Annotated in this window: 15 protein-coding genes; 11 read left to right on the forward strand and 4 right to left on the reverse strand. The window is 64.3% G+C overall.

Going from position 1 to position 15,609, the window contains the following annotated elements; translation table 11 throughout:
- The first annotated feature begins 18 nt into the window (after positions 1-18).
- The 7 genes from mtrA to secA all read left to right on the forward strand — a co-directional run bounded on the left by mtrA (position 19) and on the right by secA (position 10,057).
- A complete protein-coding gene (gene mtrA / locus BI49514_RS10875) occupies positions 19-699 on the forward strand; it encodes an MtrAB system response regulator MtrA (RefSeq protein ID WP_062861422.1) in 681 nt (226 codons plus the stop codon).
- Entirely contained in the window at positions 696-2,639 is a 1,944-nt protein-coding gene (gene mtrB, locus BI49514_RS10880) for an MtrAB system histidine kinase MtrB (protein WP_101546559.1), read from the forward strand. Before mtrA ends, mtrB begins: the two co-directional genes overlap by 4 nt.
- The gene (locus tag BI49514_RS10885) at positions 2,636-4,366 is read left to right on the forward strand and encodes an LpqB family beta-propeller domain-containing protein (RefSeq protein ID WP_244195064.1); all 1,731 of its coding nucleotides are present in this window, start codon (positions 2,636-2,638) and stop codon (positions 4,364-4,366) included. Before mtrB ends, BI49514_RS10885 begins: the two co-directional genes overlap by 4 nt.
- A gap of 165 nt (positions 4,367-4,531) precedes the next feature.
- The gene (locus tag BI49514_RS10890; protein WP_101546560.1) at positions 4,532-5,254 is read left to right on the forward strand and encodes a ComF family protein; all 723 of its coding nucleotides are present in this window, start codon (positions 4,532-4,534) and stop codon (positions 5,252-5,254) included.
- Between the two features lie 66 nt (positions 5,255-5,320).
- Positions 5,321-5,983, forward strand: coding sequence for a ribosome hibernation-promoting factor, HPF/YfiA family (gene hpf, locus BI49514_RS10895; protein ID WP_101546561.1), 663 nt, complete (start codon positions 5,321-5,323; stop codon positions 5,981-5,983).
- 87 nt (positions 5,984-6,070) lie between these two features.
- Positions 6,071-7,312 carry a winged helix-turn-helix domain-containing protein gene (locus BI49514_RS10900; RefSeq protein ID WP_101546562.1) on the forward strand — a complete coding sequence of 414 codons (1,242 nt, stop codon included), beginning with the start codon at positions 6,071-6,073 and terminating at the stop codon, positions 7,310-7,312.
- A 54-nt stretch (positions 7,313-7,366) separates the two neighbouring features.
- On the forward strand, positions 7,367-10,057 hold the full coding sequence (gene secA, locus BI49514_RS10905; RefSeq protein ID WP_101546563.1) for a preprotein translocase subunit SecA: 2,691 nt from the start codon (positions 7,367-7,369) through the stop codon (positions 10,055-10,057).
- Positions 10,058-10,075: 18 nt separating this feature from the next.
- Here the strand turns inward: secA and BI49514_RS10910 are convergent, their stop codons facing one another.
- Both BI49514_RS10910 and BI49514_RS10915 read right to left on the reverse strand, forming a co-directional pair.
- Complete coding sequence (locus BI49514_RS10910; RefSeq protein ID WP_101546564.1) at positions 10,076-10,546, reverse strand: Rv3235 family protein; 471 nt, start codon at positions 10,544-10,546, stop codon at positions 10,076-10,078.
- The gene (locus BI49514_RS10915) at positions 10,543-11,436 is read right to left on the reverse strand and encodes a LysM peptidoglycan-binding domain-containing protein (RefSeq protein WP_145996210.1); all 894 of its coding nucleotides are present in this window, start codon (positions 11,434-11,436) and stop codon (positions 10,543-10,545) included. Before BI49514_RS10915 ends, BI49514_RS10910 begins: the two co-directional genes overlap by 4 nt.
- 149 nt (positions 11,437-11,585) lie before the next feature.
- Here BI49514_RS10915 and BI49514_RS10920 point away from each other — a divergent pair, with 149 nt between their 5' ends.
- Entirely contained in the window at positions 11,586-12,101 is a 516-nt protein-coding gene (locus BI49514_RS10920; RefSeq protein ID WP_101546566.1) for a hypothetical protein, read from the forward strand.
- Between the two features lie 37 nt (positions 12,102-12,138).
- Here the strand turns inward: BI49514_RS10920 and BI49514_RS10925 are convergent, their stop codons facing one another.
- On the reverse strand, positions 12,139-12,360 hold the full coding sequence (locus BI49514_RS10925) for a helix-turn-helix domain-containing protein (RefSeq protein WP_025780784.1): 222 nt from the start codon (positions 12,358-12,360) through the stop codon (positions 12,139-12,141).
- A gap of 159 nt (positions 12,361-12,519) precedes the next feature.
- On the opposite strand from BI49514_RS10925, the gene BI49514_RS10930 reads away from it, so the two are divergent.
- From BI49514_RS10930 to BI49514_RS10940, 3 genes are read left to right on the forward strand one after another with little or no spacing between them, the layout of a single operon-like run.
- Positions 12,520-13,167 (forward strand): SAF domain-containing protein, encoded by a 648-nt coding sequence (locus BI49514_RS10930; RefSeq protein ID WP_101546567.1) that lies wholly within the window; start codon positions 12,520-12,522, stop codon positions 13,165-13,167.
- On the forward strand, positions 13,167-14,444 hold the full coding sequence (locus BI49514_RS10935; protein ID WP_208634973.1) for a CpaE/TadZ family protein: 1,278 nt from the start codon (positions 13,167-13,169) through the stop codon (positions 14,442-14,444). Before BI49514_RS10930 ends, BI49514_RS10935 begins: the two co-directional genes overlap by 1 nt.
- 10 nt (positions 14,445-14,454) lie before the next feature.
- On the forward strand, positions 14,455-14,931 hold the full coding sequence (locus BI49514_RS10940; protein WP_101546568.1) for a DUF6912 family protein: 477 nt from the start codon (positions 14,455-14,457) through the stop codon (positions 14,929-14,931).
- 113 nt (positions 14,932-15,044) lie between these two features.
- On the opposite strand, the gene BI49514_RS10945 is transcribed toward BI49514_RS10940, so the two are convergent.
- Positions 15,045-15,509: a DUF2505 family protein gene (locus tag BI49514_RS10945; RefSeq protein WP_101546569.1), complete on the reverse strand. Its 465-nt coding sequence runs from the start codon at positions 15,507-15,509 to the stop codon at positions 15,045-15,047.
- Between the last annotated feature and the right edge of the window lie 100 nt (positions 15,510-15,609).

The raw sequence follows: 15,609 nt of genomic DNA on the forward strand, positions 1-15,609 counted from the left end.
ATAAGGGACAATGGGAGCATGAACGCTCGAATCCTTGTAGTTGATGATGACACGGCTTTGGCCGAAATGATCGGAATTGTGCTCAAAAGCGAAGGCTTCGAGCCCTTCTTCTGCGCCACCGGAGACCAGGCCTTCGAAGAATTCCAGAAGGTCAATCCGGACCTCGTGCTCCTCGACCTCATGCTGCCCGGCAAGGACGGACTCGAAGTGTGCCGGGAGATCCGTGAGATCTCCTCGGTGCCGATCATCATGCTCACGGCGAAGTCCGACACCGTCGATGTCGTCCTCGGCCTCGAATCCGGTGCCGACGACTATGTGCCGAAGCCGTTCAAACCCAAGGAGCTCATCGCCCGTGTCCGCGCTCGGCTGCGGATCTCCGAACCGCAGGCTCCTGAGCTGCTGACTGTCGGCGATGTCGTCGTCGACGTCGCCGGCCACACGGTGACCAAGGGCGGATCCCCGGTGTCGCTGACCCCTCTCGAATTCGACCTCCTCGTCGCCCTGGCTCGCAAACCGTGGCAGGTGTTCTCCCGCGAGACCCTGCTCGAAGAGGTGTGGGGCTACCGTCATGCCGCCGACACCCGACTGGTCAACGTCCACGTGCAGCGTCTGCGGTCGAAGATCGAACGCGATCCGGAGAAGCCGGACATCATCGTCACCGTCCGCGGCGTCGGCTATAAGGCCGGCCGAGCCGCGTGACCTCCGAGTCAGCCGCGGACGGACCCGTCCGCACCGCGGCCTCGGCACTGAAGACGTTCTGGAACTTCATACTCCGATCGTTCAGCCACTCCCTGCAGGTCCGCATCGTCGTTCTCACGATCGTGCTCACTTCGGTGGCGATCTTCGGCGTCGGAACCTATATGTCCCAGCAGATCGCCCGCGGACTCTTCGACACCCGCCTGGATTCCCTGTCCTCTCAGACTCGGTCGATCCTGGCCGAACTGCGCTCCCTGGCACCCGTCGACGGGCAGGCGGTCACCCAAGACACGCTGAGTTCGCAGCTGTCCTCGATCTACAACCGTTCCGCCGGGTCGGTGTATTCGCTGACCCTGCAGCCGAAGGACCCGAACTCCTCCTTCTCGACGATCACCGCCGGTGGGTCGAACGAAGACGGTGAGGCCACGCAGGTGCCCGTCTCCGATGAACTCCGCGAGGCCATCCGCAAGGCCCCGACCGACGACAAGCTCTACCAGTCGGTGAGCCTGCCCGACGGGACCGGACCGGGTCTGCTCATCACCCAGGAGCTGCAGATCCCGGGCGCCGGCCAGTTCCAGCTCTACTACCTCGGCGACCTCAGCGAACAGCAGGACACGCTCAACTTCGTGCAACGGTCGATGTTCGTCGCCGCCCTCGTCCTCGTCGTCCTCGTCGGTGCCGTGGCCTGGATCGTCACCCGACTCGTCGTCACCCCGGTGCGCACCGGGGCCGAGGTGGCCCGGCTCATCGCCGATGGTGACCTCGACGAACGCATGCCCGTCCACGGCAACGATGAGATCGCCGTCCTAGGTGAGAGCTTCAACGATATGGCCGACACCCTCCAGCACCAGATCGAGCAGATGGAACGGCTGTCGGTGCTGCAGAGGCAGTTCGTCTCCGACGTCTCTCACGAACTGCGGACACCCCTGACGACGATCCGCGCCGCCGCGGACCTCATCTACGATTCCCGTGACGACCTCGACCCCGTCACCGCGCGCAGCGCGGAACTGCTCAACTCGCAGGCAGAGCGGTTCGACAACCTGCTCTCCGACCTGCTGGAGATCTCCCGCTACGATGCCGGTGCCGCGGCGCTGGTGCCCAAGCCCGTCGATATCGGCGCGATCGTGACCTCGGTGATCGAGACCGTGTCGATGGTGGCCGAACAGATGTCGACCCCCATCGTCGTCCACGCTCCGTCCTCACCGGTCATGGCCGAGGTCGACCGAGTGCGGATCACCCGGATCGTGCGCAACCTCGTCGTCAACGCCATCGAACACGGCGAGAACAACCCCGTCGACGTCTATGTCGCTTCCAACGCCGAGGCGGTGGCTGTGAGCGTGCGCGACCACGGAGTCGGCATGAACGAAGAGCAGGTCGAGCACGTCTTCGACCGGTTCTGGCGTGCCGATCCGGCACGCAAGCGTACCCTCGGCGGGTCGGGTCTGGGCCTGGCGATCTCGCTCGAGGACGCGCACCTGCACAATGGCTGGCTGCAGGTCTGGGGCAAACTCGGCGAGGGGTCGTGCTTCCGGCTGACGATTCCCAGGCGCCCCGATCAGGAGATCACCTCCTCGCCCCTGCCTCTGCCGCCGCGGGATGCGCAGATCCGCGGTTCCGCGCTCGTGGCGGGACCGCTGTCCTCGGACGGCTCCGTCCGCATCCAGACCGGATCGATACCGATCGTCGTCGAAACCGAGCCGGAGATGCTCGGGGATGACCACGAATCCATCGCCGAGGCGGCCCCGCAGTCATCATCGCCGGAGACGACCACGACTGCCTTTGAGTCGGTCTCGGACGGTGAGGCCGCCGCCGACGAGTCGGACAGCCCCGCTGCCGACGGCTCCGAGACAGGCACCGCCGAGACTGGGCCCCGGTCCACGGACGTCGGCGATCCGGACCTGGACGGTGACGGTATGGACGACGGAGAAGGAGGACGGTCATGATGCGCACGAAGCCCAGAGCTCTGCGAGTGAAGACCATGTTGGTCTCCGTGTTCACCGCCTTGACCCTCGTCGGCTGCTCGTCGATCCCGACGTCATCGCCTGTCGGCCATATCGAAGACGACTCGGGCGATGCGGGTGCGAACAATGCGCGGATCCCCGACGGTCCCGAACCCGGGGACAGCCCATCGGACATCGTGCGCGGGTTCCTCCGGGCAGGAGCGGGCGCCGGCAACAACTTCTCCGTCGCCCGGTCATTCCTCACTGAGGGTGAGGCACAGAAATGGAGTCCACAGGAATCGGTATCGGTCCTGCCCAACGGCACAGATCCCGACTCCTTGAACGTCGGAACCACCTCCGACCAGAAGACGATGAGCATCTCGCCCCCGGTCGTCGGTCTCGTCGACTCTTCCGGAGTGTACAACTCGACCGAACCGGGCACTCGGTCCACGATGGAATTCTCGCTGCGGCAGGAGAACGGGGAGTGGAGGATCTCCTCGGCGCCGGACGGGCTGCTCATCAGCCAGACCGACTTCCAGACGATCTTCCTCAACTATTCGCTGCAGTTCTTCACCTCCGACTATTCGTATCTCGTCCCTGACTCCCGCTGGTTCCTCCGGTCTTCCTCGACCCCGACGGTGCTGATGAACGAGCTGCTCAGCGGACCCGCCCCCTACCTTTCGGGAGCGGTGATCACGTCGATTCCCGATGGTGCCAAGCTCAGCGATTCGGATTCGAACGTGGTGACGATCGAGAACGGCGTCGCCAATGTGGCCCTGGGACCGCAGAACCCGGCCCCGTCCGACCGCGAAAAGGGACTGATCCGTCAGCAGATCGCCACCACCCTGCAGGTCATTCCCTCGATCTCGGCAATCGATCTGAGCATCGGCGGGCAGACGGTTCCGGCCAGTCTGCAGCCGAAGACCGATACGTCCGTCCAGGTGGACGGGCCACCCGTGGTTCTCGCCGACGATCACCTCTCTCGGGTCTCGGGCACCACCGTGGCCAAGGTCGAGAACAGCCCGAATCTGAAGAAGGCGAAGGCGAGCGATCCCGCGGTGTCATTGGATGACTCTCTCTACGTCTATCTGGCCGACGACGGCAAGCAGCTCATGCGGTTGAAGTCCGACGCCGTCGACGCCACTCCGATCCTCAAAGGCACGAAGCTCGTGCGCCCCAGCATCGATCGCTTCAACACGACATGGACGGGTGAGGCTGAGAACAAAGGCGAGCTCAAGGCCATCGGTCGTGACGGCAAATCCTCCACCGTCGCCGCCGATTTCCTCAACGGTCGACAGCTCATCGATATCGAGGTCTCCCGAGACGGCACTCGTATCGTGCTGCTCAGTCGCCACAAAGGGGAACCGGATCGCCTCGATGTGGTCGGCATCCCCAGGGACAAGGCGGGCAATCCGTCCGGTCATGTTTCCGAAACACCGATCGAAGTGGGTGCGAACTTCCACGAGATCAAGGACGTCTCATGGGCAGGGTCGACGTCTCTCGTGGCTCTGGCCGCAGAGGAAGGCGAATCAGCGCAGCCGTTCCGCATCGGAGTCACCGGCCCTGCTGAACAGCTCGGCGAGGTCTCGGACGGAAGTCGCATCGCCGGTGGAGTGGACGGACGCTCGATCCTGGTCACCGGTGCCGATGGGGCGCTGTACAGCTACAATTCGAACGCCTGGCAGAAACTCGTCGACGTCGAAGCGAAGGATCCCTCCTATCCCGGTTGACCCGCACAGCATTGCCTGTCCCAGCAGGCCCCGGAGCCTTTCCCTTCCCGGCTGAGCCATGGAGCCTTTTCCTCCCCGGATGGGCCGTCGGGCGGCGGTGCGCGGCTGTTCTGGAAGGCGGCTCATCGCCGACACCCCGAGCTGGGCATGGAGTAGATTGCTCCCATGGGGCTGCTCGGGGAGTTCGGCGAACTGCTCCTGCCTCGCCGGTGCGCCGGCTGCGGGCGGGAGAACGTGTCCCTGTGCACCCGCTGCCTGCAGCTGCTCGGTGGGATCCCACGGGCGATGGAACCGCGCTACGGCACGATTCCGATCGTCGGGGTCTGCGAATACAACTCTCAGATCTCGAAGATGGTCGTCGGCTTCAAGGACGACGGACGCCGGGACATCCTCGACCCCTTGGCCCTGGCTCTGACCCGTTCGATCGTCGCCGCCCTCGACCTCATCGGCTACTCGGGTGGGGCGATCCGATTGTTTCCGGCGCCCAGTTCGGATCGGGCCAGACGTCGTCGAGGCGGATCGCATACGGCTGCCCTGGCGAATCGGGCGAAGGAACTGTCGCCGGAGCTGCCCCTGGAAGTCCACGATGTGCTCGCGGCGAAACGATCGCGTGACCAGGTCGGACTCGGGGCGATCGAACGGGCTGAGAATGCTCAGCGGACCCAATATCTCGACCGGAGGAGAATCGCTGAGATCTCAGAAGCAGGTTCCGTGTCGGGCACCGAATCCGCGCCGACGGACCTGCTCATCGATGACTTCTCCACCACCGGCGCAACCTTGGCAGAAAGCGCACGTCTGTTAGCATCGGTGCAGATCAGACCCGCTGTAGGCGCAGTTCTCGGTCTCGGTCGCGGGGGCACTCGATTTGTCTCTCCCTTTACTGTATAACGGTGTTTACCCATCCAAGGGCATGGGATCGGATGAATCCGACGAGCGAGTCGCTAAGGACACATCATGGACATTGTTGTCAACGGCCGTCAACTGACCATCTCCGACAGCTTTCGAGCCCACATCGAGGACAAGATCGCCAAGGTCGAGCAGCTTGCCCCTCGCGCTCAGCGTGTCGAAGTGCATGTCACACACGAGAAGAACTCCCGCCAGCCCGAGACGAGCGAGCGAGTCGAGCTCACGGTAGTGGCGAAAGGGCCGGCAATTCGGGCAGAGGCCATGGCAAGCGACAAATATGCGGCACTCGATCTGGCATGGGCGAAGCTCGTCGAAAGACTGAGGCGAGCGAGGGACCGGCACAAGGTGCCGCGGTCGGGACACCACCGCAAGGAATCCACCGCCGAGGTGCTGGCGAAGATGCCGGTGGCCGAACCGATGGTTCCCGATGCGGACGCCGATGATGCGAGGTCTGCAGCGGACCAGAGCGTCGATCAGACGAACGGTCGTATCAAGGCCGAAGGCGATTCGCCGGTGGTGCTGCGAGAGAAGACCTTCACCGCCTCACCCATCGGCATCGAAGAGGCGCTGAACAGAATGGAACTCGTCGGGCACGACTTCTACCTGTTCATCGACGAGGAGTCGAGCAAGCCGTCCGTCGTCTATCGCCGTAAGGGCTGGAGCTACGGAGTCATCGCCCTTGACCACGACCTCGAAGAAGCCATCGACTGACCAATTACTACCTGACGGCGGCCCAGCAACCTCGCGCGAGGTTGCTGGGCCGCCGTCAGGTAGTAATTGGGGGATAGCGTGGGGAATATGCAGAGGATGACACGGGCTGCGGCTCGCAGAACGGCGATCGCAGCGACGGGGCTGGACAGGCCGCGACCGGCGAAGGTCACCGCCCGACACCTCAAGAATGTCTTCGCCACCATGGGACTGACCCAGATCGACTCGGTCGCCCGAGTCGTCCGATCCCACTATCTGCCTTTCTACTCTCGCCTGGGTCCCTACCGGCGGGAGACCCTCGACCGTCTCTTCTACTCTTCTCCGCGCATGGGTGTCGAGTACTGGGCACACGCCGCGGCCTTCGTGCCGCCGCAGACATGGAAGCACTTCGCCCGCGCCCACAGCGAATGGTGGCGCAACGACTTCGGACAGCGCCACCCGGAGACCGGCGAGGAGTTCCGAAACCTCCAGACTCGCGTCCTCACCGCCCTGTCCACCCGGCCGATGACGGCACGGGAAGTCGCCGAGGTGGTCGACCACGACCTGCCGGAGATCCACCGCGGGCACTGGGGCTGGAATCCCAGCCAGGTGAAAGTCGCCCTCGAAGCGCTGTTCGCCGGCGGAGTCATCAGCGCCTCCGGACGCAATGACCACTTCGAACGCATCTATGCTCTGGCCCGAGACGTCTCACCCGAGCTGCCGCAGCTGCCGCTGAACTACGGGCCGCCGGATGATCCTCGGCTGGGGCTGGACCCGAATGCGGAGCTGCCACGCGGAATATCCGGGGTCGAGAACAATGTCTTCGAACTCACCCGGATCGCGGCACGTGCCCTGGGCATCTCCCGGCCCGAGGACATCGCCGACTACTTTCGGCAACGGCGGGCACCGACCGACGCCGCCATCACCGAACTCATCGCCTCAGGCGAGCTGCGCGAAGTCGATGTCGAAGGTGTCGCCGCCCTGAAATGGCATGAGGCTCGGACCCCGCGCACCGTGAATGCCCGAGCGCTGCTGGCACCGTTCGACCCATTGGTCTTCTACCGGCCGCGCATCGAATGGCTCTTCGACTTCCACTACCGCATCGAGATCTACACCCCGGCCGCCAAGCGTGTGCACGGCTACTACGTCACTCCGTTCCTTCTCGGCGATCGCCTCGTCGGGCGAGCCGACCTGCACAGGGACCGGGCGGCGGGCATCCTGCGTGCTCACCGGGTGACATGGGAGCCAGGGGAGGAGCACACCACCGAACTGGCCGAAGAGCTCACGACGATGGCTGAGTGGCTGGGACTGACTGCCGTGGACCGCGAAGGTACTCACCTGCCATTAAGCTAGGGGCTATACAGTCGTTCGAGTCGTTGTCCGGCAGACATGCCGATTAGGAGAAAAGTGGCTAATTTCCTCGAGAAGCTTCTGCGCACAGGTGAAGGCAGAACTCTGAAGAAGCTCCGCCGATACACGGATGCCATCAATCAGCTGTCCGATGAGTTCAGCGAGATGACGGACACCGAACTGCGGGAGGAAACCGGCCGGTTCAAGGAGCGCTACAAGGACGGAGAGAGCCTCGACTCCCTGCTTCCCGAAGCCTTCGCCACCGTTCGCGAGGCATCGAGCCGGACCCTCGGTCTGCGGCACTTCGACGTCCAGCTCATGGGCGGCGCCGCCCTGCACCTGGGCAACATCGCCGAGATGAAGACCGGTGAGGGCAAGACTCTCGTCGCCACGGCCCCGGCCTACCTCAACGCGCTCACCGGCGATCCGGTCCACATCATCACGGTCAACGACTACCTGGCTACCTACCAGTCCGAACTGATGGGCCGCGTATTCCGCTTCCTCGGCATGGAGACCGGCTGCATCCAGGCGAATATGCCCTCGGATCTGCGCCGCAAGCAGTACGCCGCAGACATCACATACGGCACGAACAACGAGTTCGGCTTCGACTACCTGCGCGACAACATGGCCTGGTCGGCGGACGAGCTCGTCCAGCGCGGTCATGCCTTCGCCATCGTCGACGAGGTCGACTCGATCCTCATCGACGAGGCCCGCACCCCGCTCATCATCTCCGGTCCTGCCGAAGGCGATGCGAACCGCTGGTACGGCGAATTCGCCAAGGTCGTCAAGCGCCTGAAGACCGATCGCGACTACGAAGTCGATGAGAAGAAGCGCACCGTCGGCGTCCTCGAACCCGGAATCGAACGCGTCGAGGACTACCTGGGCATCGGCAACCTCTACGATGCGGAGAACACCCCGCTCATCAGCTTCCTCAACAACGCCATCCGCGCCAAGGAGCTGTTCAAGAAGGACAAGGACTACGTCGTCCTCGACGGCGAAGTCCTCATCGTCGACGAGCACACGGGGCGTGTGCTCAAGGGCCGCCGCTACAACGAGGGCCTGCACCAGGCCATCGAGGCGAAGGAAGGGGTGAAGGTCCAGGCAGAGAACCAGACCCTGGCGACGATCACTCTGCAGAACTTCTTCCGCCTCTACGAAAAGCTCTCGGGAATGACCGGTACGGCCGAGACCGAAGCCGCGGAATTCATGTCGACCTACAAGCTCGGTGTCGTCCCGATTCCGACGAACAAGCCGATGCAGCGAGTCGACCAGTCCGACTTCGTCTACAAGAACGAGGTCGCGAAGTTCGACGCCGTCGTCGACGATATCGTCGAACGTCACGAGACCGGACAGCCCGTCCTCGTCGGCACGACGAGCGTCGAGAAGAGCGAATACCTGTCGAAGCATCTGGCCAAACGCGGCGTCAAGCATGAGGTCCTCAACGCGAAGAACCACGCCCGTGAGGCGTCGATCGTGGCGATGGCCGGACGCAAGAACGCCGTCACTGTGGCCACGAATATGGCCGGACGCGGTACCGATATCATGCTCGGCGGAAACGCCGAGTTCCTCGCGGTCGCGGAAATGGAACGTCGAGGCCTCGACCCCGCCGAGAACGAGGACCAGTACGAGGCCGAATGGCCGGAGGTGCTCAAGGCCGCCGAAGACAAAGTCAAGGAAGAGGCCGAAGAGGTCGTCGAGCTCGGAGGACTCTATGTGCTCGGCACCGAACGCCACGAATCCCGCCGCATCGACAATCAGCTGCGCGGACGCTCCGGCCGCCAGGGAGACCCCGGCGAATCCCGGTTCTACCTGTCCCTGACCGATGACCTCATGCGGCTCTTCGGCTCGGGGGCTGCCGAACGGATCATGGCCACAGCGAACGTCCCCGATGATGTGCCGCTGGAATCGAAGATGGTCTCCCGTGCCATCCTCTCGGCCCAGTCGCAGATCGAACAGCGCAATGCCGAGCAGCGCAAGAACGTGCTCAAATACGATGATGTGCTCAACCGTCAGCGCACTGTGATCTATGATGAGCGCCGCCGTGTGCTCGACGGCGCCGACCTCGAAGATCAGGTCGCGAACTTCCGTGAAGAGGTCATCGACGCCTATGTCGCCCAGGCGACGACGGGACCGGTCGAGGAATGGCAGGTCGACGAGCTCTTCGAGGCTCTCGGAAAGATCTACTCACCGTCGATCACCCCCGACGACCTCGCAGAGGAACTCGGTGGCCTCGGCAACCTGACGAAGAACCGCCTCAACCAGGAGATCCAGTCCGACATCGCACTGTTCTACTCCCAGCGCGAAGAGGAACTCGGAGAGGACGCCACCCGCGAACTCGAGCGCCGCGTGGTGCTCTCCGTCATCGACAAGCGCTGGCGTGAGCACCTCTACGAGATGGACTACCTCAAAAACGGCATCGGACTGCGGGCGATGGCCCAGCGCGATCCGCTGGTGGAGTACCAGCGTGAGGGGTTCGAGATGTTCACCACCATGCAGGACGGGATCAAGGAGGACGTCGTCCGTCTGACCAACACTCTGCAGGTTCAGGTGACCTCGTCGGCCGGCTCCGATAGTGACGAACCCGAGGTCGAGGTCGACGCTGAGGAGCTGCGTCACAAGACTCCCAAGATGCAGCTGTCGGCGCCGTCCGAGGGCGGTTCCGCATCGGTTTCCGAAACTGAGGACGAAGACGAGTCGGCTCCGGCCAATCGCGCCGAACGTCGCGCGAAGAAGAAGGCCAAGAGCTGACTCCGAGCCCTCAGCGGCTCACATCGTCTGCAGCGCAGTCAGCGTCCACCGGGTGGTGAGCAGTTCCAAACGGACTGCCACCGCCCGGACGCGATTTGCGGCGGCGACGATGACTGTGACTTCGGCGATCTCGGGGCTGATCTGGCAGACGTGCGCCTTTCCCGGCCTCACCGTCCGAGCTCCGGGCACGGTCGCCCTGTGGGGAGCCACCTCGGCGCGCAGCTGACTGCGGTGGTCGATCTTCGCCAGCAGCTCCGGTTGGACCCATCGGGCGATCGTCTCACTGCGTCTGGCGCCCGAGAGGACTTCGAGGCAGGCTACCGCCAACGAGGTGGCCGTGGCCGCGATCCGCGCCCGGTCGTCCACGACGTGCTGGCCCCGGACCTGCCCGTCGACCCGGCGAGGGGGCGGTGCCGTGGACGACGGTGCGACCTTTCGCCGAGGCGGTGCCGACGCCTGCGGTCGGGTGAGGGTTAGTGGGGCGGTCATTTCTGGATCTCCAATCTCTGACCAGCGATGATGAGGCTCGGATCGGGGCCGATGGTGTCCTCGTTGGCAGCATAGACGTGCGCGACGAGCTGCGGGATCTCTTCATGGGTCTCGGCCAGATCGGCAGCGATCGACCACAGGCTCTCGCCTTGAGCCACAATATGTGTGGAAGTTCCAGGATCCGCAGGCTCGGCGGCATCGGCACTGCTGTCGCCCGGCTCATTCGGCTCCCTGCCGCGGTCGGACACGCCTGACCGGTCCGATTCGCCGGACCCATCCGACGACCGGTCGGTCGGTGGTGCTGAAGGCCCTCTGTCTGCGGGCGGCTCCGTGGGCCAACCGGGATCGGGCGGGTGGGCTCGACCGGGTGGCTCGGATTCCTCACGCGGCTTGGAACCGTCTGGCGACTGCTCATCCTCAGACTGCTCCGCATCGTCGGAGGAGTCCGCAGAGGGTTGATCATCGTCGATCGTCGGCCAGCCGGGATCGGCCGAGGCGGACGGAGTATGCGCAGACGGTGCAGAGACGGAAGGAGCCTGCGTGGACGATGCGGGGTCAGGACCGGGACCAGCGATCGTTGCTGCTTGAGCGGAGTGGACCACGAGGCCGGCCGAGACGATGGCAAGAACGCTCGACGCGAGTATCCGTGGCATCGCCTTGACGACCAATCCGGCAAGCGCCGACCGGAAACGACCGGAGGGAATCACCTGCAGCAGCAGGGCCAGCAGAGAGACGAGCCCGATCCGTGTGAACAGGAACACTCCGGTGCCGATGATGACGATGACGACGACGTCGCTGGTCGACCACGGCTGAGGCAACTGCTCCCACGCAGTGACGAGCGAACCGAGCAGAACCAACCACGAACTCGCACATGTAATCAAGAGATACATCTAGACATCCTCCATTGGATATTGAACATAATAATGCCGTTAGATGTGATTTGCTGTCAATGGGTCTACTCTAACTACATGGCTGTAGTTCGTTGCATCTTCATTTCAAGTCTTGAAAGTGGACTACAGCTGGGGCAGGCTTGGCGATTATGGACGATCGCATCGATGCACTCCTGGCGGATATCGAAGCCGCCGACACGGCGGCACAAGCGCACGTCAGGAGAGGCGAATTCAGCGAAGAGGTGACCGGTCAGGCGGCCGAGAGAACTCTGCTCGAACGGATGCGCGGGGCGCTGGGATCGACGGTGCAGGCGACGCTGCCGGGGCGAGACGTCACAGGAACGGTGTGCTTCCTCGGTCGGGACATCATCGTCCTCGCCGGAGTCGAGGTCTCGGTGATCGCGATCAGGGCAGTTCGGGGATTCAGGCTGATCGCGAGGGTGCATCGATTCGACGCCGGCGGGCTGGAGAGATTGGGCCTGGGATCGGCGCTGCGCCGCTGGTCGGCCGCCTATGAAGAGGTGTCGATCGATGTCGCCGACAGTGCGGGCAGCATTCGGGGGCGCTGCGTACTCGTTGCCTCCGACTATGTCGAGATCGCCGGCAGGATCATTCCCTTCGCGGCGATCAATGCCGTCCACGCTCGGACGAATCCCTTCGGATGACTCGTCCATGATGGAGATCAGAGCTGAACCGAGTGGGTCAGTCCTCGATGGAACCGGTCTTGATCTGGTACTCGGTGCGCTCGTACATGCGCTGGATATACGCTTCGATCTCGGACTTCTCGACCCGCCACTGGCCGCGCCCTCCGACTTTGATGGCGCGGAGATCGCCGGAGCGGACCAGGGCCCGAGCCTGTGCGATCGAGACATTGAGCAGCTCGGCCACATCGGTCAGCGGCAGGAAGCGACTTTCGACGGCCATGAGGTGACTTCTCCCATTCCAAATGTCCATCTGCCACCAGATGTCCATCTGCTTGTTGGTACATTTGGCCAAAAACCTTGCTTTGGCATCATTTGATGCCCAATATTATCACTGAGAAGCAGTTTCTGTCAGCGAAACTTCTGCGAATCTGGAGATGCAATGGAGCTCTCGAAAAGAATCCGACCCCCGCGCTGGACCGATGCGCGCCTCCTCGTCGGCGCGATGCTCGTCGTCCTCGCGGTCGTCGGAACCTACCTGCTCGTCACCTCGGCGAACTCGACCACCCGGGTCTGGGCGAGCGCACGCGCACTCGTCCCCGGTGAGATACTCGAACCGGCCGACCTCACAGTGGCCGAGGTCAATCTCGCCGATCTCGGCAAGAAGTATCTCTCTGCCGATTCCGAGCTGCCGACGAATACGAGCGTGCGCAGCGTCGTGGCGGCAGGCGAACTGCTGGCTGCCTCGGCGGTGGCGCCAGTGTCAGAACTCGAGGGGCGAGTCGTAGCCATCGACATCGCCGGCTCAGTCCCGAGCGTCGTCGACTCGGGCAGCCTCGTCGACGTCTGGGCCCAGCCGGAGCAGAACGGGCTCGACGATGACGGCACACCGCCGGAGCAGATCGTCGATTCGGCCCCGGTCGCTCATATCAATCGAGACGTCGGCAGCTTCGGGGCAGGTGACGGCGCCCGTATCGAAGTGTTCGTGGGCTCTGTGGACCTGCCCGGCGTGCTTGCCGCGCTCGACGGACGCAGCGTGCTCTCCGTGGTCGGAGCCCCGTCCGTTCCTGCCGATGAAAGCGAGCAGTGATGACACAGGTCCTGCTGGCGGTCGACTTCGAATACGACCTCATCCTCTTCGAGCTGCTCAGTGAGATCGACGACGTCACGATCGTCGCGCGCCCCGCCGACGAGGTGGAGCTGCTGGCACACTGCCGCACCGGCGGAGCCGACGTCGTCATCATCGGCCGCTACTTTCCCGGCCTCGACGCGGAGGTGGTTGCCGCGATCACGGCCTCCGGTGCGAAGGTGCTCGGATTCGGCGACGACGCGCACGCCCTCGAAGCAGTCGGCATCAGCGCAGTCGTCGCAACGGACGCCGACGCGACGGCGATGGCTGCGGCGATCGACGACCTCCGTACCTCCACCGTGGTCCCGCCGCGCCCGATATCGCCGCCGGGGCCGGTCGGAGGGGCGGGAATGATCATCACGGTCTGGGGGACCGGTTCGTCGCCCGGACGCACTCTCACTGCCGTCAACCTCGCTGATCAGGCCTCCCGTCAGGGCAAGCGCAGCGTCGTCGTCGACGCTGACACGGTCTCCGGGATGGTCGCGTCCACCCTCGGGCTGACAGAGGAATCTTCGCATCTGGCCAGCCTCTGCCGGTCGCAGTCGGACCCGGTCGGGCGCTTCGGCGCGCATGCGGTGCCGCATGCATCGATCCGTGAGAGCTTCCATGCGGTGACCGGGCTGACTCGGCCCGAGAGGTGGCCGGAGATCCGTGCCTCCGTCCTCGAGTCTGTGCTCAAACGCCTGGCCAAGGTCTACGATGTCGTCGTCGTCGACGTCAGCGACCGCATCGATCCCGATGACGACCTCGCCGACCCCTTCTACGATCGACACTGCGCCACCCGTGCGGCGCTCGAGGCCGCCGATATCGTGCTCGTCCTCGCAGCAGGGGAGCCGATCGGCCTGCAGCGACTGGTCAAAATCCTCGGCACACCACGGGCCGAGGCGGTGCGCGAGAAGATGCGGCTGGTGATCACGAAGGTGCGCTCGAGCGCGGTCGGCCATCCCGCTGAGACGCGGATCAGTGAAGTCCTCGACCGATTCGTCCGGATCACTCCGGACTTCATTCTCAGAGATGACCGGCCCACGGCCGATGCGGCGATGCTCGCCGGCCTCACCCTGTACGAGCAGAATCCCCGGTCCGTCCTCGTCGGGGACCTCGCGGCGATGATCGACGAGCTGCTGCCGGGTCGCCGCCGTTCCCGCAGATCCGTCGGAGGCCGTGCCCGTCGCGGCGCCGGCCGCCGCGGACGCCCGCAGAAAGCCAGGGTGAGCCAGGGGAGCGGACCACAGGACTAGGATGAGGGGCATGGCCATTCGCTGCTACATTCCCACCACCCTGACCGCGCTGCGTTCGACGCTGATCGATGTCCGCGCCGTCGCCCCCGACGCTCAGGGGCGCAGCCTGCGCGGTGAGGAGTTCGAATCCGCTGAATTCGACGCCATGTGCATCGCCGCGGCCCTGGCCGCGAGCGCGGTATTCGCTCCCGCTGAAGCCGAGACCGGCACCGAGGCGGCTCCCGAGCGGCGTGTCATCGTGGCCTATGACGCCCCCGAGTCCAGCCCGGCCGCGCCGCTGACCGAGGGCTTCGAGCTCATCACCCTTGCCGATGTCGACATGGTCCGGATTGCGAGCTTCCACCTCGATGAGGACGCCGTTTGGGATGAGGCGGTGCAGCTGGCCGAGGACACGGACTCCAGTGCAGCCGAGGACCACCTCGGCGCTTCCGATCTGCTGTGGTACGACTCTTCCGAACTGGAGCAGCTGCTCGGCGACCAGGCCTGAACCGACGCTGGGACTGTACCGACTCCGGGGCTGAATCGACCCCATCGCAACTCCGGCAGACGACTTCACGGTTCGCACCGACTCGAACGCAACCGTGTCGCCGGCCCCCGGGATCAGGCGGATTCGAAGCGGCGCAGCCGGTCGCTCAGGCGCTTCTCCAGGATCGGGACCACAGCCTGTTCGATCATTGCGCCGAACATCGGGATCGACGAGCTGATCTCCGCATGAGCGGCCAACTTCGTCACTGACTCGACCTCGCGCAGCTCGAGGACCGCATCGATCTCGACCGGGACGCCTGCGGCGCGTGCAGACATGCGGATCTCTGCCTCGTCACCGAGGACATCCCCGGGAATCATGTACACCTCGACCAGCACGGTCTTGTCGGGAAGCCGAGAGGCCAGAGCCGCCGGAAGCTCGGCCTTGGGCATCGGGGTCCGCACAGTCATCTCCGTGTCGGGGTCGATGTATTCGGCACTGGCCTCGGAGCCGAGCTTCTCCCACACGTCGGGGTCGGCAAGTTTGGCCAGGAATGTCGACAGATCAACCGGATATTCATGATTGAGAGTCAGAGATCGCATAGCTCCAGTTTGCCAGCGAATGAACCCTACTTCACCGTAGGGCGCTCGGCGTGCCTTTCTCGATATTTGGGCATAGTGTGGGGAATGACGATTCGACGTC

This window comes from Brevibacterium iodinum ATCC 49514, from assembly GCF_900169265.1.
Classification (GTDB): Bacteria; Actinomycetota; Actinomycetes; order Actinomycetales; family Brevibacteriaceae; genus Brevibacterium; species Brevibacterium iodinum.